At 35.8% G+C, this 26,667-nt stretch carries 26 protein-coding genes; 5 read left to right on the top strand and 21 right to left on the bottom strand.

Annotation, left to right across the window (positions count from 1 at the left end):
• Positions 1 to 377: 377 nt before the first annotated feature.
• The 12 genes from ACIQXI_RS01595 to ACIQXI_RS01540 form a co-directional block, all read right to left on the bottom strand.
• Positions 378 to 581, bottom strand: a complete 204-nt coding sequence (locus ACIQXI_RS01595; protein WP_402920889.1) for a cold-shock protein — start codon at positions 579 to 581, stop codon at positions 378 to 380.
• 235 nt (positions 582 to 816) lie between these two features.
• A complete protein-coding gene (locus tag ACIQXI_RS01590) occupies positions 817 to 1,197 on the bottom strand; it encodes an SET domain-containing protein (RefSeq protein WP_402920886.1) in 381 nt (126 codons plus the stop codon).
• Positions 1,198 to 1,394: 197 nt separating this feature from the next.
• Positions 1,395 to 1,562, bottom strand: coding sequence for a hypothetical protein (locus ACIQXI_RS01585; RefSeq protein WP_402920884.1), 168 nt, complete (start codon positions 1,560 to 1,562; stop codon positions 1,395 to 1,397).
• A gap of 16 nt (positions 1,563 to 1,578) precedes the next feature.
• Complete coding sequence (locus ACIQXI_RS01580; RefSeq protein ID WP_402920881.1) at positions 1,579 to 1,962, bottom strand: hypothetical protein; 384 nt, start codon at positions 1,960 to 1,962, stop codon at positions 1,579 to 1,581.
• 274 nt (positions 1,963 to 2,236) lie between these two features.
• The gene (locus ACIQXI_RS01575) at positions 2,237 to 3,445 is read right to left on the bottom strand and encodes an SH3 domain-containing protein (protein WP_402920878.1); all 1,209 of its coding nucleotides are present in this window, start codon (positions 3,443 to 3,445) and stop codon (positions 2,237 to 2,239) included.
• A gap of 97 nt (positions 3,446 to 3,542) precedes the next feature.
• On the bottom strand, positions 3,543 to 5,936 hold the full coding sequence (locus ACIQXI_RS01570) for a sensor domain-containing protein (RefSeq protein WP_402920875.1): 2,394 nt from the start codon (positions 5,934 to 5,936) through the stop codon (positions 3,543 to 3,545).
• A 12-nt stretch (positions 5,937 to 5,948) separates the two neighbouring features.
• Complete coding sequence (locus tag ACIQXI_RS01565) at positions 5,949 to 7,127, bottom strand: beta-ketoacyl synthase N-terminal-like domain-containing protein (protein ID WP_402920873.1); 1,179 nt, start codon at positions 7,125 to 7,127, stop codon at positions 5,949 to 5,951.
• Positions 7,128 to 7,335: 208 nt separating this feature from the next.
• On the bottom strand, positions 7,336 to 7,536 hold the full coding sequence (locus ACIQXI_RS01560) for a hypothetical protein (protein WP_402920870.1): 201 nt from the start codon (positions 7,534 to 7,536) through the stop codon (positions 7,336 to 7,338).
• A 167-nt stretch (positions 7,537 to 7,703) separates the two neighbouring features.
• A complete protein-coding gene (locus ACIQXI_RS01555; protein ID WP_402920867.1) occupies positions 7,704 to 8,042 on the bottom strand; it encodes a hypothetical protein in 339 nt (112 codons plus the stop codon).
• Positions 8,043 to 8,198: 156 nt separating this feature from the next.
• On the bottom strand, positions 8,199 to 10,010 hold the full coding sequence (locus ACIQXI_RS01550) for an ABC transporter substrate-binding protein (protein ID WP_402920865.1): 1,812 nt from the start codon (positions 10,008 to 10,010) through the stop codon (positions 8,199 to 8,201).
• Positions 10,011 to 10,035: 25 nt separating this feature from the next.
• A complete protein-coding gene (locus ACIQXI_RS01545) occupies positions 10,036 to 11,532 on the bottom strand; it encodes an ABC transporter permease (RefSeq protein ID WP_402920862.1) in 1,497 nt (498 codons plus the stop codon).
• A gap of 13 nt (positions 11,533 to 11,545) precedes the next feature.
• The gene (locus ACIQXI_RS01540) at positions 11,546 to 12,976 is read right to left on the bottom strand and encodes an ABC transporter permease (RefSeq protein WP_402920859.1); all 1,431 of its coding nucleotides are present in this window, start codon (positions 12,974 to 12,976) and stop codon (positions 11,546 to 11,548) included.
• 166 nt (positions 12,977 to 13,142) lie between these two features.
• On the opposite strand from ACIQXI_RS01540, the gene ACIQXI_RS01535 reads away from it, so the two are divergent.
• Together ACIQXI_RS01535 and ACIQXI_RS01530 are read left to right on the top strand one after the other, a co-directional pair.
• Positions 13,143 to 14,879: an ABC transporter ATP-binding protein gene (locus tag ACIQXI_RS01535; protein WP_402920857.1), complete on the top strand. Its 1,737-nt coding sequence runs from the start codon at positions 13,143 to 13,145 to the stop codon at positions 14,877 to 14,879.
• Between the two features lie 198 nt (positions 14,880 to 15,077).
• The gene (locus tag ACIQXI_RS01530; protein ID WP_402920854.1) at positions 15,078 to 15,251 is read left to right on the top strand and encodes a YjcZ family sporulation protein; all 174 of its coding nucleotides are present in this window, start codon (positions 15,078 to 15,080) and stop codon (positions 15,249 to 15,251) included.
• A gap of 270 nt (positions 15,252 to 15,521) precedes the next feature.
• Here the strand turns inward: ACIQXI_RS01530 and ACIQXI_RS01525 are convergent, their stop codons facing one another.
• From ACIQXI_RS01525 to ACIQXI_RS01510, 4 genes are read right to left on the bottom strand one after another with little or no spacing between them, the layout of a single operon-like run.
• Entirely contained in the window at positions 15,522 to 16,043 is a 522-nt protein-coding gene (locus ACIQXI_RS01525) for an NUDIX hydrolase (protein ID WP_402920851.1), read from the bottom strand.
• A 52-nt stretch (positions 16,044 to 16,095) separates the two neighbouring features.
• A complete protein-coding gene (locus ACIQXI_RS01520; RefSeq protein WP_402920849.1) occupies positions 16,096 to 16,662 on the bottom strand; it encodes a DUF4256 domain-containing protein in 567 nt (188 codons plus the stop codon).
• A 46-nt stretch (positions 16,663 to 16,708) separates the two neighbouring features.
• Positions 16,709 to 17,527 (bottom strand): hypothetical protein, encoded by an 819-nt coding sequence (locus tag ACIQXI_RS01515; protein ID WP_402920847.1) that lies wholly within the window; start codon positions 17,525 to 17,527, stop codon positions 16,709 to 16,711.
• Positions 17,524 to 18,807, bottom strand: a complete 1,284-nt coding sequence (locus tag ACIQXI_RS01510; RefSeq protein ID WP_402920844.1) for a DNA methyltransferase — start codon at positions 18,805 to 18,807, stop codon at positions 17,524 to 17,526. The genes ACIQXI_RS01515 and ACIQXI_RS01510 overlap by 4 nt, the downstream gene beginning before the upstream one ends.
• Before the next feature lie 274 nt (positions 18,808 to 19,081).
• Between ACIQXI_RS01510 and ACIQXI_RS01505 the strand changes: the two genes are divergently transcribed.
• Positions 19,082 to 19,510 (top strand): hypothetical protein, encoded by a 429-nt coding sequence (locus ACIQXI_RS01505; RefSeq protein WP_402920841.1) that lies wholly within the window; start codon positions 19,082 to 19,084, stop codon positions 19,508 to 19,510.
• A gap of 154 nt (positions 19,511 to 19,664) precedes the next feature.
• On the opposite strand, the gene ACIQXI_RS01500 is transcribed toward ACIQXI_RS01505, so the two are convergent.
• From ACIQXI_RS01500 to ACIQXI_RS01490, 3 genes are all read right to left on the bottom strand, one after another.
• The gene (locus tag ACIQXI_RS01500) at positions 19,665 to 20,108 is read right to left on the bottom strand and encodes a YfmQ family protein (protein ID WP_402920838.1); all 444 of its coding nucleotides are present in this window, start codon (positions 20,106 to 20,108) and stop codon (positions 19,665 to 19,667) included.
• A gap of 483 nt (positions 20,109 to 20,591) precedes the next feature.
• Positions 20,592 to 22,022, bottom strand: coding sequence for a MocR-like pyridoxine biosynthesis transcription factor PdxR (gene pdxR, locus ACIQXI_RS01495; RefSeq protein WP_402920835.1), 1,431 nt, complete (start codon positions 22,020 to 22,022; stop codon positions 20,592 to 20,594).
• 280 nt (positions 22,023 to 22,302) lie between these two features.
• Positions 22,303 to 23,301: a choloylglycine hydrolase family protein gene (locus ACIQXI_RS01490; protein WP_402920833.1), complete on the bottom strand. Its 999-nt coding sequence runs from the start codon at positions 23,299 to 23,301 to the stop codon at positions 22,303 to 22,305.
• Positions 23,302 to 23,422: 121 nt separating this feature from the next.
• On the opposite strand from ACIQXI_RS01490, the gene ACIQXI_RS01485 reads away from it, so the two are divergent.
• A complete protein-coding gene (locus ACIQXI_RS01485) occupies positions 23,423 to 23,653 on the top strand; it encodes a phosphoglycerate mutase (protein ID WP_402920830.1) in 231 nt (76 codons plus the stop codon).
• 256 nt (positions 23,654 to 23,909) lie between these two features.
• Here the strand turns inward: ACIQXI_RS01485 and ACIQXI_RS01480 are convergent, their stop codons facing one another.
• Positions 23,910 to 25,094 (bottom strand): MFS transporter, encoded by a 1,185-nt coding sequence (locus ACIQXI_RS01480; protein ID WP_402920827.1) that lies wholly within the window; start codon positions 25,092 to 25,094, stop codon positions 23,910 to 23,912.
• Between the two features lie 108 nt (positions 25,095 to 25,202).
• Between ACIQXI_RS01480 and ACIQXI_RS01475 the strand changes: the two genes are divergently transcribed.
• The gene (locus ACIQXI_RS01475; protein ID WP_402920824.1) at positions 25,203 to 25,586 is read left to right on the top strand and encodes a winged helix-turn-helix transcriptional regulator; all 384 of its coding nucleotides are present in this window, start codon (positions 25,203 to 25,205) and stop codon (positions 25,584 to 25,586) included.
• A gap of 54 nt (positions 25,587 to 25,640) precedes the next feature.
• Here ACIQXI_RS01475 and ACIQXI_RS01470 read toward each other — a convergent pair whose 3' ends face one another.
• Positions 25,641 to 26,486, bottom strand: coding sequence for an aldo/keto reductase (locus ACIQXI_RS01470; RefSeq protein ID WP_402920821.1), 846 nt, complete (start codon positions 26,484 to 26,486; stop codon positions 25,641 to 25,643).
• Positions 26,487 to 26,667 lie beyond the last annotated feature (181 nt).

The following is a 26,667-nucleotide window of genomic DNA, read 5'->3' as shown; positions in this document are numbered from 1 at the left end:
CGCTACCCTTGCTCAAACAAAAAAGCCGTGTTTTATGTTGGAGTTACCTACTTCTCTCCCCAACAACTGGATTTAGCTTCTAAATTTTATAGTGATTGTTAAAAACATGATGGCTGTATGGAGCTTACAAATTGAGGACAAGTTTAAAGGCCTTTATTCACTTCTCTATTAACTTTTTATCTAAGCTAAAGAAAAGTATCAATTAATTATTAAAAGGCGCTAAACAAGCATTTAAGAGGCTTTAATTGGCGAGCAAATTGTTATTAACTTTAATACAACTAATATACGCTCCATGTTACAGGAAAAAGAAAAAACTGTAGGCAAACTCAAATTTCTTTGAGTTCGTCTACAGTCAATTATCGTTAGTTTAATAAAAATTAAAGTTTTACGATGTTTGTAGCTTGAGGACCACGTTGGCCATCTTCTACTGAAAATTCAACTTTTTGACCTTCGTCAAGTGTTTTGAAACCATCACCTTGGATAGCTGAGAAGTGAGCGAATACATCGTTTCCGCCTTCTACTTCGATGAAACCAAAACCTTTTTCTGCGTTAAACCATTTTACTGTACCTTGTTGTGTCATTTAAATGACCTCCATATAATTGTATTTAATAATATCCGATTTCCTCAAAAGAAAAAAATTCACATATTACAAAAAGTACCGAATACACGATGACTCTTTGTAACATGTGAATTCATTGTTTCTTCGTAAACCATTTTATTAACTTCATTATATTATATAAAATCTCATTTGTCTAGTGCTAACATAAAAAAATCCCCGAACAAGTTACTTGTTCGGAAATTCGCTACTGTAATCCTTATTTTTCCTCGTTAAACCACAGTTGATCTTGATTATCTACTTCGCCATTATAATTAATACATATTTCTTCCCCTGCTTTAATATCTTTGTAAGCAAAGAAATCGAATGTTTGGTTTCTAAAATTAATCTCATACGTTGCATTCGGTTCATATGAATGATTAAACAACATTCCATAGCCTAGCAGTATTGCGGATTGTCCTATGCCATATTCAAAAGCATAGTCAGCAAGCAAAGTTTGCTCAATGTATTGATGTTGTTCATTTGGATATGAAATAACAGGTGCTTCGTGTAAAAGTGCTCCTTTTGGGATATCACATGTAGCAAATACCCCTCTATTGAATTCTCCATCACTTATTGGAGATGTTTTAATTTCAATCATAATTTGTTTGTCTCCTACTCACTTTTAAAATATACTTACTAACTGTACCACTAATTTGGTCCATGAGCGCATTTTTTTGTTTTTTTTGAACATTTTTTTCAAGTTAAATACATAAAATAGACATTTCATACAATATGAATAGCAAAAACATAAAAAAATCATGCAGCATTCCTATTGAAAGGCGCTGCACGAGAAAATTAATTTTTAACTTTATTGTTTAATAAATGATTAATAATAACAATGATAATTATTAATCCTATAAAAGTACCTGTACGGTTTGGTTCAATGGAGAAAAATGTTGGAAGGACGTATAAATTGACTATAAAAATTATAGTTGCTAATAGTAATAAAAATCGATATATCATTTATAGTCTTCACTCCTTACTGTCTCCAAGGTACTCCTACAAGCTCATATATATTCCCAGATGAATCTAGATATAAAGAAGCTCTAGTTCCTGCCCATGTTATTTCTCCACTAGTTTTTCCATGACAAGTTGCTCTTTTTAACCTAATCATATTGTTTGGTTTATTATCGTACACATCTTCTTCTGAATACTCGACTGTTTTTGTTCTAACTCCATTCTCGATTAAATATTTATTTACAGCTATTTTTTCATCTCTTGTATTCTCATTCAATATCAAACTTTCATATTCATAAAGAATTCCGTCATCTTCAATAATTGAAAATATAGTTTTTAATTCACTTGTTTCAATAAAGTTTAGATTATTTAAAACTTCTTCTATTTCTTGATTGGTTAACTCCATATTATTCTCTAACTACTATTAGCCTCTGCGTTTCCAACATAATTAAACATTGGAAAGAATGTGGAAAGCAATAAATTTAATGATAACAAAATACATATTTTTGTTTCATATAAAAAAATCCTCCCCATAAAATATTTTTATTTATTATAAATTCTCATTACGAATATTTCAATTTTTTTGCTAATTCAACATTTTACTAAAGAGCGTTTTCGTTCAATAACAGAAACACTTCTTTTAAATCAACAAATTATACAGACTTTCCTAATAGATCATGCTACAGTTGAATCCAATAATTGTAACGACCCTTCACTAAACCTTTTGCAATAATGTAGTCACCAGCTATGACAACATTTTCAAATGTTTTATAATTACCTGTTATATTTAACGCAAATTGCTCATAAATTTTGCTCACTTTTTGCGCTTGGCCATTAATATAGAATGTATCATTTACTTTTAACGGGAACTGAATCATCAATTTTTCATCTTGAAGTTCGCTTTCTAAATGATAGGTTAGCTTCTTATTCACGACTGTATAGCTAAGTGCACCATCTAATTGTTTGCCTCCACTAATTTCGTCATCATTTACTAGTTGGATCGTTCCTTGCCAGCCATTACTAGAAGTCGGTGAAAACTCGGCTAAATAGTAATCTGGTGCTGTTTGTGATAAAGAAATCTTTTGCGTTGCATCAAATAAAATGGCCGACGGTTCAGCTAAACTTAGTAATTCCTTATCAACGATTGGCGTCTTTGACAAAGCACTTGCAGGGAGGTATCCATATACTTTATTTTTAGACACATATGCGCGTCCATCAGTTGTTGTGAAATAGACTGCAACCGATGTCCCAGGTTTTAATGACTGACTTTGCCATCCCGGACGAACAGATAAATCCACTATTTGTTTTACATATTGTATTGTTCCTTCAGGTAAATTCGAAACATAGTCTTGTGGTACATAGCCCCATACATAATCGATTGTCGTATCCGTTCTCGGATTGTATTCTACTTTTACATAATCCCCGCTTACTTCGACTACTTTAAAAACAGCTCCATATGGCGCTTGCATCATCGTTTTTGCTGAACGATTCGGGGCTTCTTTAAGCGAAACACCTTTTGCAGAATTAGCAAAAATAGTTGTTCCAACAGTAAACTTCACTCCTGATACTTGTTGTTGAATCGCTAACGGTACTTCCTTATAAATAACTAAATCTGTTGCTTGTACACGATAGCCTCCGCTCATTTTATATACTTTACCAACAGTCGAATACTCATGACCATAAACGCGGTAAAATTCCCCTTTTTTCACAACGAGTGATGTAAATGTGCCATCAGCATTTTTTTTATATATTTTCACATCTTTTGAAAAGGTCAATTTACCCGTTTGCCCTTTCGTAATCTCCGCTCCATCCCAGATAACTTTTGCTTCGGTAGTAGTTTGAAAACTGATACATAGAATAAAAGTCAATAATACAATCCATTTTTTCATACTTATCACTGCTCCTTCTAATCTATTGTGATGGTTACAAACAAAGGCTCTCTCCTATAGAGAAAGCCCCGCGAAATTCACATGCTTTTTGCGTACATCAGTTGACCGTAAGCCATTGCATTTTAAATGCTGTAACAGGGAGCGGTTTGCTAAACAGATAACCTTGTGCATAATCACAGCCTATTTCAGCTAAAAATTGATATTCCTCCGCGCCTTCTACTCCTTCAGCTATTACTTTTAAATCCAACTGTTTAGCTATTGCTACAATTGTTTTGACAAGTGCTTTGTTTTCATCATCTTGATTCATTCCAATGACAAAGGATTTATCAATTTTCAAATTATCCAATGGATATTTATTTAAATAACTAAGCGATGAATAGCCTGTGCCAAAATCATCCATCGACAAACTAATACCAAGTTGTTTTAATTCGAATAATTTTTCAATCATAGACTCCGCATACATTGCAATACTTTCCGTAATTTCTAGAACAATGTAAGATGCGTCAAGTGAAGCATTCACTATCGCATTTCTCACTTGTTCTACAAATGTTGGTTCAAGCAACTGCTTGACTGATACATTTATACTTACTTTCAATTGTGTATTTGATTCCTTATGCCAAGAGGCAGTTTGGGCAATAGCTGTATTCAATATCCATTTACCGATTGGAATAATCAATCCTGTTTCTTCCATAATAGAAATGAATTCATCGGGTGTAACATGACCAAGAACCTCATTGTTCCATCTAATAAGCGATTCCATGCCAATAATATTATTGGTTTTCACATCCATAATTGGCTGATAATAAAGTTCAAATTCCTCATTATCTAATGCTGTACGTAACTGCTTTTCAATCATCATCTTGCGGTAGAAATGTTGTTGCATTTCTGAAGTGAATAACTGATAGTTATTTTTGCCGCGTTCTTTAACATAGTACATCGCTGTATCTGCATGTTTTATTAATGTATTGGCATCATAACCATCATTCGGGAATGTGCTAATCCCAATACTTGGCGTAATAAAGAACTCGCTGCCAGCAATCCAAAAGCCTGTTATAAATTGTGCCAATAATTCTTTAGCAAATGCCTCGCTTTCAACGGCATTGTAATTAGGAAGTAAAATTGTAAATTCATCTCCACCAAGACGATAAATATTTGCCTCGCTATGTTTTTCTTGGAGCAATATTTCAATGCGTCTTGATACTTCAATTAATAAAAGATCCCCAACATCGTGACCGAGAGTGTCGTTGATATATTTAAAACGATCTAAATCGAAAAATAATATACCATTTTCACTCGACTCTAATTTCGCCTTTTCTAACAGGGCAATTAAATCCTCATTAAACATTCTTCTATTCGGTAACCCCGTTAAGGCATCATGATTCGCTTGAAATTTGATGTCATCTTCATATTGCTTGCGCTCCGTAATATCTGTTGAGACTGCAAGCAACGCTGAACGCTCGTTTAACTGAATCGGTACTTTCACTGTTTGTACCCAGACTACTTCTCCAGATGCTGTTGTAATAGCTTCCTCTTTAATAAAATGCTTTTCAGGTAGCTTGAACGTCTTCTTCTCTCGATCGATACATTCTTCCTCATCTGTCAATTCCGCTAATAAATCACCATCTGTTTTACCAAGCATGTCTTGAAAACTAAAACCCATTAACTGAGCATAAGATTTATTCATTAATGTATAGCGACCATTTTCATCTTGCGCGTAAATGTAATTAGGATTTAAATCAATGACTCTAAATAAGAACTGCTTTTGCTCATATAACTTTTTATTCATATTATTTACAATAGCCAGATGCATTCGACTCGATAAAATCAGGATCGATATAGCAAAAACCAAAATGGCAATTGAACTTGGATACAATCTTGAACTTGGAAACATATTTAAATAGCCAATCGCAAAGCCAATGGCAGTGAAAATATTAAAATATAATAAAAAAGAACGTTCACTTTTATTTTGTACATCCAAACTAATTAACAAACAAATAATCACTGTGACGATAAAAAGAAAGACATTAAAATTAAAAATCCATGCTAACTGTCCATCCACGGGAAAATAAAATTTACTAATATCTATTTGAATTAGATCTAATTGACGAATCCCCTTAGGGCTCCATCCGATTATGTAAACAAGTAATGCAAATGCATAAGATAGGACCACAGTCGTACGATTAACAATACAACCCCATTTTTTCTGATACTCTTTTGGTAGCATATCGTGCACAATGGTATATCCAACATAAAAAATTGTTGGTGTTAACATTATAGAACCAAAACGAAAAAGCTTAAAGAATAGCATAATGGTCTCACGGTTAAACAATTCAACTGCATATAAAAATGACACATCAATGTGCCAAAACGAAGCTAACAGAAGGAATAAGAAAATAATTTTTGAAAGTTTATTTTTTTTGAATAACACTAAAATCGTAATTCCAACACAGACTGGAATACAAGATAACAAAAGTAAAAAAATAAAAAACATATAAAGAGCCTCCTATGTAAGTGTCAGTAATAAACAAGCATTATTCCCGCTACTTCCATGAGTAGTTATACATACAGACTCTACTGCTTGGTACTTCGTTTCAAAAACGATTGGTGTATCCTCAAAGCCATGCCCAGTTGTTTTAATGGTAGGCGGTATAAAACCGTATTCCATTGACAACAACGATGCAATGATTTGCATGGCTCCCATCGCTCCAAATGTGTGGCCTATCATTCCTTTTATGGACGTAATCGGCACATCATTACCAAAAGTCTCTTTTAAAATCAATCGCTCGATCTGATCATTTATGTCTATACCAAGTGCCTGACTGTTAACATAGCTTGGTTTCGTAGTTCCAATTGTTTCTTGAAAAACATCCAGCATATGTCTACCTGAAATATCGGAAGTTAATAGTTTTTGTCCTTCATTTCTTGAAATGACACGTTCAACTTTGCCATATATTTTCTGTCCACGTGCATTTGCAGATTGTCTCCGCTCTAACACCAATACGCCAGCACCCTCTGATAAAACAAAACCGCTATGCTGCGTTGAAAACGGTACACCGGCTTTTTCAATTAAAGTCTCCGTAGAAAGTGATCTTATTTTTTTAAAGCCATTTATAGTCCATTGGCCTAAAGGGGCCTCTGTGCCTCCAACAATACAAGCATCTACAGTTCCAGATTCTAATAGCTGTTTCCCTATTAAGATAGCATCTAAACTTGCAGTACAGCCCGTAGTTACTGTAAAGGCAGAACCATTTGAACCGATAGCTTCCGCAACAGCATTTGAAAGCGTATGGGTATCAACAAGGGAAACCCCATGTACCGGGAATTTCTTTAAATCAAATGCATCCTTTGCATATTGTTCAATTTCGAGAATTGCACCAGCAGATGTCCCCATAATTACCGCTATTCGATGGGGTTGAAAATCATGCAATTTTGACATGTCCGATGCATCCAAGGCAGCGGCAACAGCCATTCTGACAGAACGCGGATATCGCCGGTAATTGACGCCATTGATCTCTAGAAAACTATCTTCTACTATTCCTGCCACAATATTAGCATGTGACTGATGATCATTGTGTAAAATGCTCTGTGTACAAATACCCTTTTCTAGTACATTTAAAAAACTATTTTTATCTAATATTCCAGGCGCTTTTATGCCATATCCTGTTATGACTATGTCGTCCAATACTATCACCTTCACATTTCGACTTTATTTTATTATATACAACAAAAATAGACATAGTCTATATTGACAAGTCATAAGTTCTATGTGAATGTTTTAAATGGATAATTTGTATCACTTTTAAGCAAAATACCGTAATAATTTAAGAAGGAATTTTCTTTTCAGCTAATAGTTTACAAGGTAGATTAACATAAATTGTGAAGTGCTAGGATTAATTGACGATTCTTTGGTTATATTCAACCCATTTTTCCATCTCTCGTTCAACAGCTCGATTTTGCCATTCAAACCACATGCCACTACATTCACTGCAATGACTTTCTACTCCGCTTTTACGATGCGCATCTTTACATGTAAAGACGGTTTTTTTACGACAGCTGTAGCAGTAAAGTTCTTTATCTTGATAAAAATCCAACGCAATCAACTCCATGTTTTTACATGAAGTTTTAGCCAAGTAGCTTGTATTTTATTCGTCCTACTGCTTTAGAAGTTGCACTTCCCCTTTTTGGCATCACCTTTTGAAAATGAAAAACCTTTCCAACCATTAAATAAGTGGTTAGAAAGGCTTTTATGACTATAGTATTACGTTTCACTAGGTGGAATAATGCCTGCAATTAATAGGAGAAAGAATACTAATCCAATTAAACAAAATAGTGCTGAGGCAAAAAATATCGGACCTTTCTTTGCAATATATTGCTCACTTTTTTGCATGATGCCCGTTTGTGCAGTAACTTGAACTTCATTGTATCGAGCCATTGGCCCACCACTACTTAAAAAGTAGAAAATTCCTCCTGCAATAACAAAACCAACAAAAAACATAATTTCAATAAATCTGATAGAAAAAAATGATGCAATACAATACGTAATAATAGCTTCTACAATCAACGTCACAAATATTATCATACTATTTTTCTTGCGCATAACTACTCCCCCCTTTCGCTTTCTCCTCCTTATACGATTTAATTAGCATTTAGTTCCATTTTTTTAAAAAATACATTGTTAGTCAACATTCAAAGAAAAACACTTCAAACCCTATTGATTAGGATGTGAAGTGCTCTATATAAAGTGCCTATTACCTTATTTACTTGCTTTATATGCACTTAGGAATTCTTTTACCTTCGATGTATCAGCTGTTAATTTTAAACCTGTATCAACAAGTGGTGAAACAGTGGATACTGCTGGCTTTTTATTACCTTGGTAATAACTAATAAATTCATCTTGGTTGATCGAATACAGAATAGCTTTACGCAAGTCTACCGATTCAGATACTTCACGACCTTTTGGGTTAATTAATAAATATGAGACAGCATTACTGTCAGCTGTTTTTAACGTTAAGTTTGCATCGCCTTTGACTACGTCAATTTTCGTTTCTGGTACAGATTGTAATACGTCAATCTCTCCATTACGCAATGCAGAAAGTGCGCTGTCGTTATCTTCAATGAAACGTACACTAATGTTATTTATTTTTGGTTCGTTTTCCGTACCTACTTGATAAGCTGGATTTTTGACAAATGTTGCTTCATAATCATTTTTTTGCACTAAAATATAAGGTCCAGATGCCGCTAAGTGATTTGCATATGTTGCCCCTTCTGTAACAGTTGCTTGGTCACCGTACGCAACATTGACATTTGGATCATAGCTTGCAACGTCAAATGTGTTAATTGCTTTAACTGCCGCTTCTGACACGATGCCCCCTGATTGGTGCGCTAAATAGTTTAGTACTTGCGGGAAAGGATTTGGCGTTGTAATTTTCACGACTTGATATTTACCTGCCGCATTGTCTACACTCGCTTCATCCGTCACAACTTGCGCAATCGCTGCTGGCAGTTTATCAGATAATTCATCTAAGACTGATTTCCCATCAGCTGTTTTCACTGCTTCAAGCGCCGTAATATCTGAAACAATTTCTACAGAATCAATATTTTCATGGATAGAGTATGTGCGGTGATCTGGCACTGAATTTTGATCTTTCGCACGCTCTAATGAGAATACTACATCTTCAGCAGAAACTAAATCGCCCGTATCTACCGCTTTACCATTATCCACTTTCGCAAAATGTATATCGTCACGTAATACAAAATAGTATTCTTGGTTATTTTCAGATATAGCGTGATTATAAGATAGTGAGCCTGTTGATACAACCTCATCCGTATCCGATAAGTTCACTAATCGCACATACATATTCGTATTTAGTGTATTAATAGAACCATCATTTCCTTTAATCGGGTCAAGAGAAGTTAAAGAAGAAATCCCTTGGTGTAATACTAATGTATCTGTCGCATTTTTCGCCGTATCTTTAAATGCAATAGATTCCCATGCTTGTGCACGTGATTTTGGTAAACGTACCGTATCTGGGTTTACTTTTGTCGAATAAATACCTTGGAACTTTTGAGAAATGTATAATGGTGCAATATACGCATTATCAAATACTAATGCTTGCTCCAGCTCTTTATATTTCTCTTTTGCAGCATCGCCCGTTAACGTACTTGCTTCATCAATTAATTTATCGACTGTCGCATCGGCAGTGACACTATAATCGCCACCTGTTTTGAATAAACCTCTTACGGCATAGTCTGGATTACCTGTTACTGTCGTCCAGCTAGAAATCGCCACATCATAGTTTCCAGCATCTTTTTGAGCCGAGTAAGAACCGAAATCAGGTTGAATATTTAACTTTACATCAAAGCCATTTTTCACTAATTGATCGCGTACAATATTCATATCCTGCTCTTGAGAAGCCATACCTAGCACTTCAATGACGGGTTTGGTACTTGCTGAATCGGCCTTATCCCCTTTATTTTCAACATTTGATTTCGTTTCTACACAGCCAGCTAAAGCGACCGCAGCAACGGTTGCCGATGCAGCAACAGTAAATAATTTTTTGTTCATCTGTCTATTCCTCCAATATATTTATTTAGTTTGTTTTAGGATCAAGTGCATCTCGTAGCCCATCACCGAAAAAGTTAAACGATAAGACGAGTAGCATAATACATAGCCCTGGGAAAATCGCTACATACGAATTAGTTTCTAAATACGTACTACCAACTTTTAAAATATTGCCCCACTCTGGTATATGCGGCTCTACGCCAAGTCCAAGGAAGCTTAAACTACTCGTTGAAATAACCGCTCCACCAATTGTTAATGTCGCCTTGACAATCATTGGTGCAAGTGAGTTCGGTACAATATGCTTAAAAATAATAGCCGCATCCGATACTCCGAGCGCTCTTGCCGATTCAACAAATTCATAATTGGCAATTTGCATAACATTCGCGCGCATCGTCCGTGCATATGTCGGGATGGCCCCTACACTCAATGCGATAATTAAATTCACTGTGTTTGCACCAAACGCTGCAATAATAGCAATCGCCAGTAAGATACCTGGGATAGCGTACAAAATATCTAGTAAGCGCATAATGATATTATCTGTATTTTTTCCGTAATAGCCTGAAAATGCACCAAGTGCGCCTCCTATTACGGCTGGAATAATCGTTGAAAAGAAGCCTACAATTAAGGAGATTTGAGCACCAAACACGATTCTTGAAAACAAATCTCTACCGAAATTATCCGTTCCTAGTGGATAATCTAAAGAAGGTGTTTGCAATAATGCACTGTAATTGTTTTGCACGGCAAAGTCATAATCAAATGTCCATGAACTAACGACCGATAGTGAGAACATAAAAATAATGAAAAACATACCAAATACAGCCATCGTATTGCGCAATATTTTATTCCATATTTTTTGCCATTTTTCAACTGCTGACGGATCTGTATTGCGTGCTTTTTTTATTAATGTCCAGCCGAGCAAGACTGAAAATATATTGCCCGTTACAACAGGTACTAGTAAGACAACGCCAAGTGGCATCATCCATTTAGGCGCATTGCTTAACGTAACATTTCGTGCGACGAGTACAGCCATTACCGCATAGAGTACTGCCAGTACTAAAAATGCACCCATCGCTAATAAAAATGTATCTACCACATACGGTTTAAATAAATTTAATGCTGAAATAACAAGAATAAAAATTTGGGTAATGAATGCATAGACAGCAAAAGTATATTCTGCTGTTTTATTTTTTGTTGCTAACATAAAACCGAAGCCTGCTGCAAATACATTGCCCACAAGTACGGTTAGCATTAATGGGTAACCTAGCAATCTTGTTCGTCGTTGAATTTCTCGTTGTTGTGCTAAATCCTTTTTGATTCGCCACGTTGCCAACCATATATATAAAGTCGTACAGGCATAAATAACAAATAGCCCAAGGACATAAGGTCGCCAAATACCATTAGAAAAATTAACACTATTAAGTAAAAACAGCACTGAAAAAATAGCAGAAAAGACAATGGTAAACTGTGCATTGACATATTCTTGTGTTATTTTCATAAGCAGCTTTACATTTGATATGAATTTCACAATATACCCTCTCCTAAGATTTCTTCATTTTTGAACGAATGCGTGGATCAAAAAACGCATAAAGCACATCTATCACCATATTGACAATGGAAATGGTAATGGCAATATAGACAACCCCACCAAGAATGGCCGGAATATCAGGAATAAACTGTTTATCGACAATATAGCTTCCGATACCGCTAATATTAAATACTTTTTCTGTAACCGAAGCACCGCCAAGCATCCCGCCAAATAACAGGCCAATTACTGTTACAATCGGAATCATTGCATTCCGAATCGCATGTTTTGTGATGACTTTGCGCTCACTCAAGCCTTTCGCTTTTGCGGTAATAATATAATCCTCATGAATAACTTCAAGCATGCTCGACCTTGTCATTCGCGCAATGGATGCAGTAATAGAAGTACCTAATACAACAACCGGCATGACAATGGATAACCAATTGTTTGGATTATACGTAGCTGGGAACCATTGCAGTTTTAACGAAAACGTTAAGATAAAAATAAGCCCTTGCCAGAAGCTTGGTATGGATAAACCAATAAGTGCGATGAACATAAAGGCATAATCTGCGAAGGAATTCGGTCTTACGGCAGAAATAATGCCAACAGGAATGGCAATTGCTATCGCCATTAACAATGAAAATAGCGCAATTTCTAATGTAACTGGAAACTTATTCATAATACTTTGCGTAATATTTTCTTTACCTTCAAATGAAGTGCCTAAGTCAAACGTAAATAGTCCAGACAAAGAATGCCAAAGCTGCACTAAATAAGGCTGATCTAATCCATAAATTTTATTAAAATTCGCCACTTGCTCAGGTGTTGCCTCGATACCTAGCAAATTACGTGCTGGATCAAATGGCGATAAATATAAAATTGTAAAAACTAAGGTCGCTACCCCTACAATAACAAACGCACTTTGGAATAAACGTTCAACGATAAAACGACTAAACGCATTGCTACATAAAACAAGAAAACAATACATGAAAATACCCGGAATAAATGTTACGGCAAGAAAAATAGGATTCTCGAGTAGTTTACTAAAATAATTGGTATAGGATTGTTTTGCTATCCCATCGCTTGTAAGTATTTTCTCTACTTCTCTCTTAAGCTTTTGTTCAGTTAATTGATTCACTACCGAGGCAAGTTGCTGGTCATTTAGCGATTGCTTAAAAAATGCTGCCTTCGTTTGTTCCTGTTGCCTATAATCCCCTTCCCATGCTTGCATTTTCCCTTGCGCGATAAGTTGTTCTTTCGTTTGTACAAACTTATGAGCATATGAATGTTTATCCTTTTTTAACAAATATAAAAAATATGTAACAACATGCACTGGAAATCCTAGTAAAAATAACACAAAAGAATAACTACTTTTTGTCGTCATTTCATTAAAAATTTGCTTAAAATAATAACTTTCATTAAACTTTCTAATATTCTGAAAATTATTCATGTATTTCCTCCTTTCTTCGCTTACTATAGTAGTAAGGGATGAAAATAAAATAAGATCATTTACATCATACGCTATATTGTACAATACCTACCTGTATAGTATAGTATGTATGAACGACCACATTTCGTCAATAACAATATTTCAAATTTATTAAAGGATGAGCACGATGACTGAGAAAATTCTTGAAATACAAGATTTACGCGTTTCTTTTATTACGGGAGAAAGCGAGTTTGAAGCTGTAAAAGGAATTAACTTTTATGTCAATAAAGGGGAAACAGTCGGCATTGTAGGGGAATCTGGTAGCGGTAAAAGTGTAACGGCTCGCTCTATTATGCGCCTACTTCCATCCCCCCCATCTTTTTTAAAGTCGGGTACAATTCTTTTTCAAGGGGAAAATTTAGTGACGCAATCTGAAAAGCAAATGGAAGCCATCCGAGGAAAAGATATAAGTATGATTTTCCAAGACCCGATGACTTCTACGAATCCAACAATTCGCGTCGGTGAACAAATTGCTGAGGGTCTAATGAAGCATCAAAAAATGTCCAAAAAGGAAGCCTACGACAAAACGATTGAATTGTTAAAATTAGTTGGCATAAAAAATAGTGAGGAACGTTATCAACAGTACCCACACGAATTTAGTGGCGGTATGCGACAACGTGTTATGATTACGATGGCCCTTGCCTGCAACCCTTCTCTTTTAATAGCAGATGAGCCAACAACGGCACTTGATGTCACAATCCAAGCACAGATTTTGAGCATTATGAAGCAAATGCAAGAACGTTTAGGTACTTCTATTATTTTAATTACACATGATTTGGGCGTCGTTGCTGGAATGTGCGATCGGGTGATTGTTATGAAAGAAGGAGAAATTGTAGAGGAAGGCACGACGGAAGAGATATTTGCCAATCCGCAGCATCCTTATACAAAACGTCTGTTAAATGCTCTGCCGAAGCTTCATGAAAAAAAAGAGCCAAAGCAACCACCAAATATTGAAGCGGGTACAGATGTCAATGTACCATTAGTTGAAGTGCGCAATCTTTCTAAGTACTTCGATTTAAAGAAGGGTGAACTTTTAAAGGCAGTTGATGACTTATCTTTCCGTATTTATCCTGGAGAGACACTCGGCCTCGTTGGGGAATCTGGTTCTGGCAAGTCCACAACAGGACGCACCATTTTACAGCTCCATGAACCAACAGATGGCGAAGTGTTGTATAAAGGTGTGCCGGTTACACGCTTATCTAAAAGTGAATTGAAAAGTATGCGCCGTCATATGCAAATTATTTTCCAAGATCCTTACTCATCACTAAATCCTCGCAAAAAGGTGCTCGATATTATCGGTGAAGCTTTGGATGTACATAAATTAACGAATTCAGCAGAAGGACGTCGCGCCCGTGTAGAAGAATTACTGGAACTAGTAGGCTTAAAAAAAGAGCATGCTTTACGCTATCCACATGAATTTAGCGGAGGGCAACGTCAACGTATCGGTATTGCGCGCGCATTAGCTGTCGAGCCAAATTTTATTGTCTGTGATGAACCGCTGTCCGCTCTCGATGTGTCGATTCAAAAGCAAGTGGTAGATTTACTAAAAGACTTACAACAACGATTAGGTTTAACATATCTATTTATCGCGCATGATTTGTCGATGGTGAAACATATTAGTGATCGCGTTGCCGTCATGTATGGAGGGAAAATTGTGGAATTAGCTGAAAGTGAAGAACTCTATGCGAACCCACAACATCCTTATACTAAAATGCTACTGCATTCCATACCAATTCCGAACCCAGCCATTGAAAAACAGAAGAAACGGCAAGTGATGTCCGAGGAAGAGTTGATGATTAATCGTTTTAATTTAGACAACACACAGCTTGTCGAAGTATCAAAGGACCATTGGGTGGCGATGTAGCCAATAGTACTATCTAGTGGCGATTTTGAAGGTTTTCGTGGCGTTTTCCGAGAATTTCGTGGCAATTCCAGTCGATATAATGGCGATTCTCGTATTTCTATGATTCTAGTAAATGGATTTTTCTTAACCAAATGGATAAACACCCCTCCACTTCTTACCATTGTACATATTATAGATGGAAGAAAGGAGGGATTTTCCATGGGATACTACGGTGGAAACGTTGGTGGCAACTGGAATAATAATTATTGTGGAAATAACTATGAGTATGGTAATAACAACGGATACGGTTCAACATTTGCACTAATCGTTGTGTTATTTATTCTTTTAATTATTGTCGGCGCTACTTTTATCAATAATAGAGAAGATTGCTAATATAAATATACAGATTTATCGCACCTCTCTAATAGCAAAGGGTTACTCCCAGCCTGGTGACCCTTTTTATAATTTTGACTAATCATGCGTGCAGACATCAAGTACTTTAAAGGGAAAATAGACGACTTGTTGTTTTATTCTGTATGTATTACTTACTCCTTCGAACTATATTCGTTTCAATTATGCTACGAAAACATGAAAACAGTCACTCATGCAACTAGTGCAATGAAGTGACTGTTTTTCTTTATATCTTCTATGAACCACTCAACCTCACTTTAAATGCTGACCGTAATATTTTTTCAACGCTTTTAATACAAATGTTTCTCGAGGTAGCCATCTATTGTTCTGTGATTCATTCAGTAGGCTTTCATTTTGTTTAATCGCATCATCTAAGGATACCCACTTTGCTGTGAATTGCTGAGCCAATTCGTAAGCTTCTAATTGTTGGTCAATTTTCTGTTCATCTATAAGCTCACATAAATAATAGTGGGACATCATCTGAAATAATTGGTTGTCGTCATCCACGTCTACAGTTTTTTCACTAATAAAACCTACCTTCGTTTGAACGCGACAATTCACATATCCTGTTTCTTCTTTTACTTCCCGAACCAGCCCTTGACTATGGGTTTCATTGTCCTCGAGACCCCCACCTGGAAATTTATAATCACCCTTCTCCGAATGTACGAGTAAAATTTTCTGGTTATTTATTATAATTGCCCTAACCGCTTCTCTATAAATAGTGTTCGTGCAATGGTTACTAGTTGTTTGCTCAAATATTTGGCTGAAAATCAAATTATCACTCCCTTGATAAATAAAAAAGAGCTGTTGCAACAGCTCTTAACACTCAGACTTTTAGCGCGCCACGGAAGCCTCTCGCAGCATAGTAGGAATCTGCACCATTATGGTACATAAAGACCGTATCATAGCGACGATCACAAAAGATGGCACCACCAAGTTTTCGAATATGTGCAGGTGTTTGCACCCAACTGGATGTTTTTAAATCAAAAGTGCCTAATTCTTGCAACGTTCGGTATTGTTCCTCTGTTAATAGTTCAATGCCCATAGCCGTGGCCATATCGATTACGGTATTTTCGGGCTGGTGCTTCTTCCTTGATTCTAATGCTTCCCGATCATAACAAAAACTTCTGCGACCTTTCGGGCTTTCAGGTGCACAATCATAAAAAACGAATTCACCTGTATTGTCATCATAAGCAACTACATCTGGCTCCCCGCCCGTCACTTCCATTTCATTGAGCGACCATAGTTTGTCCGTCTGCGCTTCGATTTTTGCTTGGACATCTGCCCAGTTAAGCCCTTGATGACGATTCATATTTTTCTCGAATCGGTCTTGCAACGTGTGAAGTAATTGCTCACGTTGTTCGAGTGTTAACTCATTATTATTCGTTGACATCGTTGTGTCCCCCTCATTATTTAAAGTCATGTGGATAATGTGATGATTACTTATCCTTCAGTAAACCTTCTGTACTTAAGATATACTTTGTCTGCTGTTCAATACTTGAAAACGACTCAGTCGCAAAAAACACACCATTAATATGTTCATCTTTTAACCTTGTTTGTAAATTAATATGTTCACTTGTAAAAGGGTAATAAATAATGGAATAAAAGCTCGCATTCGGACAAATTTTTTTAAATTTTCTTGCCTTATTTATAATTTCATCTGCCCTTTTATGAATATCTTGTTTCGCTTCAATTCTCCTTACATCAATTCCTATTTTAAATGGTGCACTTGATGGATGTACAGCATCTAATTGAAAGTTTTCTCCATCACATTCAAATTTTATTTTTTTAAAATCCTCCGTTACAGCATGCTTTTTTAAAATCGTAAGAATAGCTTTCTCCCAACTACCTTTAAATTTTCTAATTTCTTTATCTACATAAAACCATCTATCCAACTCACAAATGGCAGGGATGGCGAGTTCATTTGGCAACATTGGTTTTATATAACCTGCTAAAATAGCGGCTTTATCCTCTGCTAACTTTTCACCATAAGTGTCAATTGAAATATCTAAATCACGCTTAATCGCTCGTCCCGCAACATTGACTGTAGCAAGGATTGATTTTACTACAATAGGGAATGCACTAAATGCTTTTGCTAATTCGCCAGCAGTCATATTGCCAAAATGAATAAACGGTACTTCTTTCTTAAAGATAAAAGGTTCAAATGCTTGTAATAATGCATTTTCAACGATAGTTTGTCTTTGAGGCACCCCATCAACTTGTGCTACTTGATCTCTATGGCTACTATAGTCCGTCAACTTTTCCCCTTCTTTCTAATAAGTACAGCATCTTCAAAGTAAATTTTATTTTTCACATATTTAGACGATTTCGTATTTACATTAGCTAAATGATGTCTCACAACATCCCGTTTAATTATCTCTGCTTCTAAATGAAGTGACTGTGCCATTTCCACATACATTTCCCCTAATTTCGCTTCTACATCTTTGTAATACGAGGATTGTACGACAAGACAAGCATAGCCATTTGGTTTTAACACTCGTTTTATTTCGAGTAAGGAAGCAAATGCATCTCTAAAATACTGTAAAAATATAGGGAGGTAATAACTTTTAGAGGCTTTAGCATGATGTTCTTTCACCTGATTCAAAAAAGTGCAAATAGATTGTCCCCATTTATCGTTCATCACGATGTTTTTATCAGCTATTACAGGAGCACCCATCGTAGCTCTTCGAACTCTATCAAAATCAGTATGTTTTCTATAACCTAAAAACAATAATTCTGGTTTCGTTGAAACAGCGTAATCAATCCGCGTTAAGTACGGTGGAGAAGTAATAATATAGTCTGCTGCACAATCAGGAAGAACCATTTTTCTACTGTCCCCTTCATAAAATGAAGGGATGGCATTTTCAAAATTAAAAATATTAGAGAAATATGTCTCTAAATCTTTTATCATGGCATTTACATAATGACAAAATAAATGATATGTATCGATTTCGTTCACTTTCGAGCTTTCATTTATGAGCCACGTTGGATTTTTACCCTTTTTGAATTTGCCTACGTCTCGTAAGCATCTAAATAAAACAGCAACGAAAAAAGCTCGTAAAGTATCGGTTAATGTTTGATTGGACAGGCTACTTTGCTGTTTACAAACATCCTCAATCGCTTGTTGAATCTTATTTAACGTATTTAAATCTTCCGCACTGATAAATTCTAGCGTATCCTCATTATGTAAAAATTCATCTTGGTTTAGTTTTGTAGTAGAGGCTTTTTCCGTAATATCATAGCCAATTTCCTCGAGATTATAGTCAATTAATTGTCTCGTTTTAGCTTTTGAAAAAATGACCATGACAGGGTTAATATCTATACCTAAAGACTTGATACCTCTCTTTTGGCACACTAATGCCGTCGTTCCACTGCCCATCCATGGATCTAGCACAATCGAGCTTTCATTTGCACCAAAATAATCGAGCATATCTTCAACGAAGTTCTCTGAGTAGCTAGCGTAATAGGGATGCCAATTATGAATACCGATTCGTTCATTCTTCCCTCGCTTAGCTGATCTAATATTTTCTGCTAACATATTGACTGACACCATCCATTCAAACACAATGTATTAGAAATAATTTACCAAACTATAAAAATTAGTAAGAAAATTACATGTAATTCATGTATTATTAGGGGTAGTACAACTGCCAGTGGGCAGACACTCATTTTATAAGACGAGTTTATCGGCAAAAACAGCCCTCGTCAATTTGCAAATAATACGCTATAAAAATATTATTATTTTTCATAAAAGAATTGCAAATGCTATTTTTACTTAAGAAATTATTTCAAAAGGATAGAGAGGTATTAAGTTGAAAATATCAACTGTAAAATTAACGCTTGTTTCACTTTTACTGATAATCGGGATTGCAAGTTTCTTTGCCCTGAAAAACCACGATTATACTGCCACAGATATACTAGAAGACGCTAATTTTAATACCGAATATCCAGCTGTCACAGTGCATCAAGTCGATAGCAACAGTAAAAGCACTTTCCATGAAATTAAGTTAACAAAAAAAACACAACAGGAGTTACTAGAAGCTTTTCACAGTACAACATTTGAAAAAGCATCAGCAACCTCGCTTACATACGATTACCGCATTGAATTCATGTTGGCTAAAGGTTATGTGATATTACTTGATACAGACAATAAAAAACTGACTGTCAGTGGTACAAATGAACACTATGCCATAACAAGTGACAACGCTTTTCTCTCTATTTTAGAACGGGAGACAAAATAAAAAAAGTGTTCGATAGATTGACCGCAATCTATCGAACACTTTTTCTTTTTAACGTTTACTCTACATAGCGTGGCTTTTGTACTACGTTTTATGCATTCTTTGAAAACTAGTCGGCTGAACTGTACCCCGCAACTAGTTATAGTAATGTATTCTACTAATGCAAACCTTCTGTAGACAATGAATAATTTTGCAGATAATCTGAACTTACACTATAAGAAACAACTTTATCCTTATATTTCTTCACTACATCCACGTGGTTATCATAATTAAAAACTAAGAAATGGATATCTTTGTTGCCCTTTTTTTGGTTGATGACGTATGGTGTCACATTCGACTCTGGCTCTAAAAATAATTTTTCATTGCCTGGGAAAATATAATGCTTTTTTAAAAAGGATGCTTGATTAAAATAGTCAGTAAATCGATTTTTTTCGGCTTCTTCTAAATTTTTACCGTTATAGGTTACTGTCACATCTTTTGCATTCAATTTTTTATGCAGCTCAAATTTGCTTACAGTCCATGCCACAGCTATACTAGGAGGACTCATGATTAATTTAACAATCGATCCAATGACTACTGTCAAAATTAAACCCCATGTCATATCATATCAACTCTTTCAATCTTTTTATTATGTGAATAGCAAATAATGTTTCACTAGTTGGATGTATATCATCCACTTCTCCATGATAAAAGGATTTATCGTGATAATAACCATCCACTTTAGCGCTTTTTTAACCATCCACTTCTATCAACTTTTTTCAGTCTTCCTTGAGTATTTGGACTAAAAAACAGCCTATTCAACACCATACCACATAGGGTTTGAATAGCAAATGAAAGTATTGTGACATAATAAAAATAGAGCATTGCTCCAACCTGAGGATTGGAGGGCTGCTCTATTTTCTTGCGTTTCTGCTAGAGTGGGAACGACTCTAGATGATGAAATGAACGCGGTACAAAATATAATAAAAGTTAGCCGCATTCTATATGTTCTTTCAGCAGCTAATGCTTTTCCCTTTGTTCATCATACAACTTTTCTAAAGCATTCAAACCATCCACTCCTTCACATTTTTCGTCATCCATTTATCTATAAACTACTCAAAGCTTGTGCAAACCTTTTAATTCCTTCGTCAATCGATTGTTCATCTTCTCTTGCGAAAGTGAAACGCACAAAACCATGTTGGGAGCCCATTGTAGAACCTGGCACATAAATAACACCTCTTTTAATGGAAGCCTCTAGCAATTGGGTTTCATTAAAATCTTTAAGAACTTTACACCATATATGAATACCACCTTGCGGCACCGTATATTCCACAACACCCTTTAAATGCGCGTTTAGACTTTGTATAATTTGATTTCTTCTTTTTTCTAATTTTTTCACTAAACCATTCATATGGTTATCAAAATTTTCTGATGCTAAAAAGTCATTAGCTATCCACTGCGTGTAGCTAGCATGACCAAAGTCAATTTGTTGCTTTGCATCCGATAATCTTTCAATTACGGATGTAGGACCTATAATCCACCCTATTCTTAAACCTGAAGCTACAATTTTCGATAAAGAGCTAATGTATAATACGTTACCATTGATATCCATTGATTTAAGAGGCGCTATTTTATCGCCAGAAAAAGCAGTTACACTATAAGGATCGTCTTCTACTACTGGAATCCCAAGCTTTGAAGAAATATCTAAAATGGCTTGTCTTTTCTTTTGACTTAAGATGTAGCCCGTTGGATTTTGAAAATATGGATTTAAAAAAATCATTTTAATGCGGTGTTTTTTATATAATAACGCAACATCTTCGGGTTGGATGCCATCTTTCATTACCGGTAAATAATAGATTTGGATACCTGCAGATCGAAATGTCGGTAGATTGAAATTATATGAAGGATCTTCAATGGCAATAGCATCACCTGGCTTTAATAAACATTGGACAATTAAATGTAATGCTTGTTGCGCCCCTGATGTTATTAGGATAGAAGAAGGATTCGTATCAATATCGCGATAGTCTTTCACGTGTTTGGCAATCGTAGATCTAAGATTTTCATTGCCTTGTGGATGGTCGTATCCTAAGCTCCCAATAAATGATCGTGTGGCAGTAATCTCGCTTAAAAACCTTTTAGGGAAAAGGTCTTCTGATAACTCCCCCGAAGCTAAATTAATTAACTTATGTTCAACAGCTTCTTTTCGTATTTTTTGTGTGACAGGTAAACTAGGTAAAAAAGAACCCGCTTCAATATAGCGATTCCAACTTGGAATACGTTTTTTAGTAATTCCCCATATATCTTTACTAATGGTCGTACCGCTACCTCTAGTTCGTTCAATTAGCCCTAACGATTCCAATACATCATACGCATGTACAACAGTACTGCGATTTAAATTGAATGTATTTGCTAAATATCTTTCTGATGGCAATGGTTTATCAGCTGGAAATGTACCATCTGCAATGCCCTTTTCTATATACTCTGCCAGTTGTTTATAAATAGCTTTCTTCGCTTGTCTATCCGGTTTCCAATCCATCTATATGCACCTCATCATTTCTATCAAACTGTCTTTTTGCACGATGATGCAAGCTAAAAGATTATATAGTAATATAGGTTTGTTTGTCACAAACGAGCCACTTCACCACTATTTTAGCCATCCACTTTACAATTCAACCGTTACCCTAATGGCAGTGCTAGCGCAATTTATTTAACAAATGGCGAAGAAAATTCCTTTTTTTATCCGAGCTAACTCTAGACAAAAACGTAAATAGGCCAGTTGCTCTATAATAAACAGCAACTGGCCAGTATGTTAGTCCTTAATTTAACGGTTTTATATCCTGTTGTCGATCCCATTCAAAAAGCATTAAATCATGGCTATTTAAATCCTCCTTTAATAAGGATACAACGGCAATTCGACTATTATCATAATGCTTAAAATAATAATTTTTACTTTGTGCACACATCGCAGAAGTGTAGATTGTATAATCTGGGCTTCCTTCTTTATTCAATACAACACCTTTCGGGATATTTACCGAGGAGAGAATATGGAACAATGTCGTGACGCCATCAACTTCATTTTTCGCCTGGTTCGTATACTTCTTCCAATAGGCCACACGGAGAAATCGAGCAGATGGTGTGAAGTCCCCTGGTATACCTAGCGCCCCTGCCCCTTGGCCAAATGGTGTCAATGTTAAATCGCCCATTGTAATATCGTGTGGAGGATTTGGGGTAACACCAATATAAGCTCTTAAATTTGTTTGGTGCCATTCATAACCAGGGCTATTGGTCATAACCCCAATCGTATGTCGGTGAATGGTTATACCTGATTGATCGGGTTCTATGACAACCGTTTCACCAGAAGTATCCGTAAATGTATAGTGAAGTGGAGGCGCAAAGCCCAGTATATTATTTGCCTCATTTAATAACGTAAAAGTACTTATTTTGTTTATTACATCATCGATTGATACACAACTTCCTAGCACTTGGGATACTACATATATTGGATTAATGCCTCTTGTGCCTTCTTTCGCTTTGTCTGAATAGGTCGCAAAGGAAGCGTAATAAAGCATTGCCCCTATCAATCCTTTTTCATTAACACCATCGTACATAACGGGCGAACTAAGTTCCGTGCTGCCCATGCCGATAAATGCATAAGGATTGCTAATAATGAGCTCATTTCCTTCAAGCAATCGAATGCCATATTTCCGTGGCACAATCACCACTTTACTATCTGACTCTATTGTAAAATCCATTGTTCTAGCAAATAATGTTTGTTCATCTGTTGTCCGTATGGATAAGCTACTACACCCTAACATGCAAACACTCCTTCTTTCTTATTTAGGTTGGGGAACATTATCGCTTACAAAAATTTCATCCAACATAACAAGTTGGTTAATTATTCCTAATATTGTATTATGTTCTTAGGGGTGATTAGTAATGGATGAAATCGACATTATCAACAAGGAAGCAATTAAAACTGATTTGGCGCTCATTAAATCTTGTTTACGATTAATAAATCAAACAGTCACTTTAAGTAAACGCAGAGGGGAAACATTTCACGCATCAGAAAATGAAGAATTACATATGTTAATTTCCAAAATTGATCGGGACTTGAACAAAATCAAATACAATATCCAATATGAAACATCGTCTCCGTTCAACCGTTAAAAGAAATTCCTCTTTAAAAAAGAAGCCATCAAGAGCTTCCTAAGCCAATACTAATGATGATATGACGACAACTCCGAAAAGTTGTCGTCATTGTTACTATTATGCACTGTATGTAAATGAAGCATTCGCAAAATTTGCTCAACAACTAACCTCGCTAATACACTATTATTGACAAATCCCTTTTTCTATAGCGCTCCAATTGGAGATTTTCCTTAAATAAAAAAGGAAGCTTCGATAAGCCTCCTTTTTTACAACATCACTTTTCCTTTTTTTCAATAAGTAACCATAAAAGAGTCACTATCGCTGCAAACATTACCATCAGAAATCCATAAAGCGGTGTCTGTGCTAATGATTGATGGTTAATAATAATGCCGCCAACATAGGACCCTAAAAATATACCTATATTGAAAGCAGCAATATTTAATGCAGAAGCCATAGATATAGCTGATGGCACATATTTTTCAGCCAGCATGACTGCATACAATTGCAAGCCTGGGACATTCATAAACATAAAGAGTCCCATAAGTAGCACCACCAGCAATCCGATAACAGGTGACGCAAGCGTAAAACTAATGCCAAGTAATGCAATGGCAAGCCCAACAAAAATAATAAAGATTGAACGTAATGGATTTTTATTTGCGAATTGTCCGCCGAGTGTATTACCAATCGCTACACAAATACCGTAAACAATTAAAATGATAACAACAGCATGTGGTGAATATCCCATATATTGCTCTAAAATAGGTGAAATATAAGTATAGGCAACAAAGGCTCCACCATAGCCAATGGCAGTAATAAAAAGTATTAATAACATACGGAAATTACCTAATACTTTGCCAATATCACGTAATGAGATTGGATTACCCTTTGATAATTGACTAGGCACAAACAATGCATTACTAATAAAACCGATAACGCCAATGACGACAATAAAGATAAAAGACAGACGCCAGTTCATTACTTGTCCAATAAATGTACCAAGTGGGACACCTGTTACTGTAGCTAATGTTAAACCAGTAAACATAAAGGCAATAGCACTTGCTCGTTTATTCGGTTCAACTACATCTGCTGCAATAACAGATGCAATCGACATAAAGACACCATGTGCTAATGCAGAAATAATGCGCCCTATAATCAGGACAGAAAATGTAGGTGCTAAAGCTGCTGTTAAATTACCAACTATAAAAATGGCCATAACGAGCAATAATACTGTTTTGCGACTAAGGCGTGAAGTTAAAGCTGTTAATAATGGCGCTCCAACCGTAACACCGAGTGCATATATCGAAACGGTTAAGCCTGCTGTACTTAACGTTATCCCAAAGCTCTCTTTAATTAATGGTAGAAGCCCAACACTAATAAATTCAGTGGACCCTATACCAAATGCACTAATTGCTAGTGCTAGCAATATTAATTTAGCATTTGGTTTTGTTGAGTGTGACATATAAAATCTATCTCCTTTGATTTTCCTTTTCATGTGTAGTACTATCCATACATACTTAAATGATCTATATAGTACATTTAGTTACTTTTAAATATGGCGGGGGTTACAATGCAAAAAATATATAATATTGGTGTGGAGGCGACACTGGAAGTAATCGGTGGAAAATGGAAACCGGTCATTCTGTGTCATTTAAACCACCATGGAAAAATTCGAACAAATGAATTTCGGCGATTAATTCCAAAAATTTCTCAAAAAATGCTTACTAGTCAATTAAGAGAATTAGAGCAGGCTGGACTAATCAATCGCAAAGTCTTCAATCAAGTACCACCAAAAGTTGAATATTCCTTAACGCCTTATGGTGAAGGAATGGAACCTATTTTGAACATGCTTTGCACTTGGGGCGAAAACCATGTTGAAGTATTACAGGAAAAAGGCGAAGATGTTATTTTAAAACAACGTGATGAAGATATCGCGATGCAACAAACATCGTAATGAGGGAAGAAAGAGACTGTCACATATTAGACAGTCTCTTTACCTTTTGCGTGCTTATAGAGCAAAGTCGAATTCATCTGGGTTTGGTCCAACACGTTGTTCAAGATTCATCGCATTGATGATTGCCATTTCTTCATCTGTTAATGTAAAATCAAAAACATCAGCATTTTGCATCATGCGTTCTCTACGCACAGATTTAGGAATTGTAATGACCCCATGTTGTACATCCCAACGTAAAATAACTTGAGCAATTGATTTTCCATATTTAGTAGCGATTTGTGCAATCGTGGCATCTTTAAGAAGCCCACCTTGCATGAGTGGTGCCCATGCTTCTAATTGAATTTGGTGCTTATCACAAAATGCGCGCAGCTCCACTTGCTGTAAGCGTGGATGAAATTCTACTTGGTTGATAACAGGTCTTATACGCGCAAATGTTAATAAATTTTCCAAATGTGCAACAGTAAAATTACATACGCCGATTGCTTTAATCTTCCCTTGATTATATAAATCTTCAAGCGCTCTCCAAGATTCTACATACTTTTCTTTACCTGGCCAGTGGATAAGATAAAGATCTAAATAATCTAATCCTAGTTTTTGTAGGCTCTCTTCATATGCAGTCACAGTTTCTTCATAGCTTAATCCGTCATTCCATACTTTTGATGTAATAAATAAGTCTTCACGACGTAAACCAGTAGATGCTAATGCTAGTTTAATACCTTGCCCTACGCCCGCTTCATTGCCATAAATAGCAGCCGTATCAATACTGCGATAACCAACCTCGATAGCGTTTTTCACCATGTCAGCAGTGGCATCATTTTCTACTTGAAAAACCCCTAATCCCATACCAGGCATTTGTAAGCCGTTATTTAATGTGATTGTATCTTGTAAATGTTGAATCATTTTTATTCCTCCAATATGTGTTTCTTAATTGCTTTCCTATTATGCAGTCCAGATAGCGTCAAAAAAAGTACGCACAATTTTGTTTCATAGTAACGTCGAGGTAACATTTGTGAATTGGCAATGATGAGCGGGCTAAATTTTTTTCTTTAATTGTTAAATGAATTAGTAAAATAAATAACTA

Source organism: Lysinibacillus sp. NPDC097195, from assembly GCF_044762075.1.
Taxonomy (GTDB): Bacteria; Bacillota; Bacilli; order Bacillales_A; family Planococcaceae; genus Lysinibacillus.
Note: the sequence above shows the minus strand (reverse complement) of the source record. Positions and strands in the feature narration are given on the sequence as shown.

Bases quoted from the DNA above. Each gene is read 5' to 3' on its own strand.
- ACIQXI_RS01595 (WP_402920889.1), bottom strand. From the start codon at position 581: ATGACACAACAAGGTACAGTAAAATGGTTTAACGCAGAAAAAGGTTTT.
- ACIQXI_RS01590 (WP_402920886.1), bottom strand. From the start codon at position 1,197: ATGATTGAAATTAAAACATCTCCAATAAGTGATGGAGAATTCAATAGA.
- ACIQXI_RS01585 (WP_402920884.1), bottom strand. From the start codon at position 1,562: ATGATATATCGATTTTTATTACTATTAGCAACTATAATTTTTATAGTC.
- ACIQXI_RS01580 (WP_402920881.1), bottom strand. From the start codon at position 1,962: ATGGAGTTAACCAATCAAGAAATAGAAGAAGTTTTAAATAATCTAAAC.
- ACIQXI_RS01575 (WP_402920878.1), bottom strand. From the start codon at position 3,445: ATGAAAAAATGGATTGTATTATTGACTTTTATTCTATGTATCAGTTTT.
- ACIQXI_RS01570 (WP_402920875.1), bottom strand. From the start codon at position 5,936: ATGTTTTTTATTTTTTTACTTTTGTTATCTTGTATTCCAGTCTGTGTT.
- ACIQXI_RS01555 (WP_402920867.1), bottom strand. From the start codon at position 8,042: ATGCGCAAGAAAAATAGTATGATAATATTTGTGACGTTGATTGTAGAA.
- ACIQXI_RS01550 (WP_402920865.1), bottom strand. From the start codon at position 10,010: ATGAACAAAAAATTATTTACTGTTGCTGCATCGGCAACCGTTGCTGCG.
- ACIQXI_RS01540 (WP_402920859.1), bottom strand. From the start codon at position 12,976: ATGAATAATTTTCAGAATATTAGAAAGTTTAATGAAAGTTATTATTTT.
- ACIQXI_RS01535 (WP_402920857.1), top strand. From the start codon at position 13,143: ATGACTGAGAAAATTCTTGAAATACAAGATTTACGCGTTTCTTTTATT.
- ACIQXI_RS01530 (WP_402920854.1), top strand. From the start codon at position 15,078: ATGGGATACTACGGTGGAAACGTTGGTGGCAACTGGAATAATAATTAT.
- ACIQXI_RS01520 (WP_402920849.1), bottom strand. From the start codon at position 16,662: ATGTCAACGAATAATAATGAGTTAACACTCGAACAACGTGAGCAATTA.
- ACIQXI_RS01510 (WP_402920844.1), bottom strand. From the start codon at position 18,807: ATGTTAGCAGAAAATATTAGATCAGCTAAGCGAGGGAAGAATGAACGA.
- ACIQXI_RS01500 (WP_402920838.1), bottom strand. From the start codon at position 20,108: ATGACATGGGGTTTAATTTTGACAGTAGTCATTGGATCGATTGTTAAA.
- pdxR (WP_402920835.1), bottom strand. From the start codon at position 22,022: ATGGATTGGAAACCGGATAGACAAGCGAAGAAAGCTATTTATAAACAA.
- ACIQXI_RS01490 (WP_402920833.1), bottom strand. From the start codon at position 23,301: ATGTTAGGGTGTAGTAGCTTATCCATACGGACAACAGATGAACAAACA.
- ACIQXI_RS01485 (WP_402920830.1), top strand. From the start codon at position 23,423: ATGGATGAAATCGACATTATCAACAAGGAAGCAATTAAAACTGATTTG.
- ACIQXI_RS01480 (WP_402920827.1), bottom strand. From the start codon at position 25,094: ATGTCACACTCAACAAAACCAAATGCTAAATTAATATTGCTAGCACTA.
- ACIQXI_RS01475 (WP_402920824.1), top strand. From the start codon at position 25,203: ATGCAAAAAATATATAATATTGGTGTGGAGGCGACACTGGAAGTAATC.
- ACIQXI_RS01470 (WP_402920821.1), bottom strand. From the start codon at position 26,486: ATGATTCAACATTTACAAGATACAATCACATTAAATAACGGCTTACAA.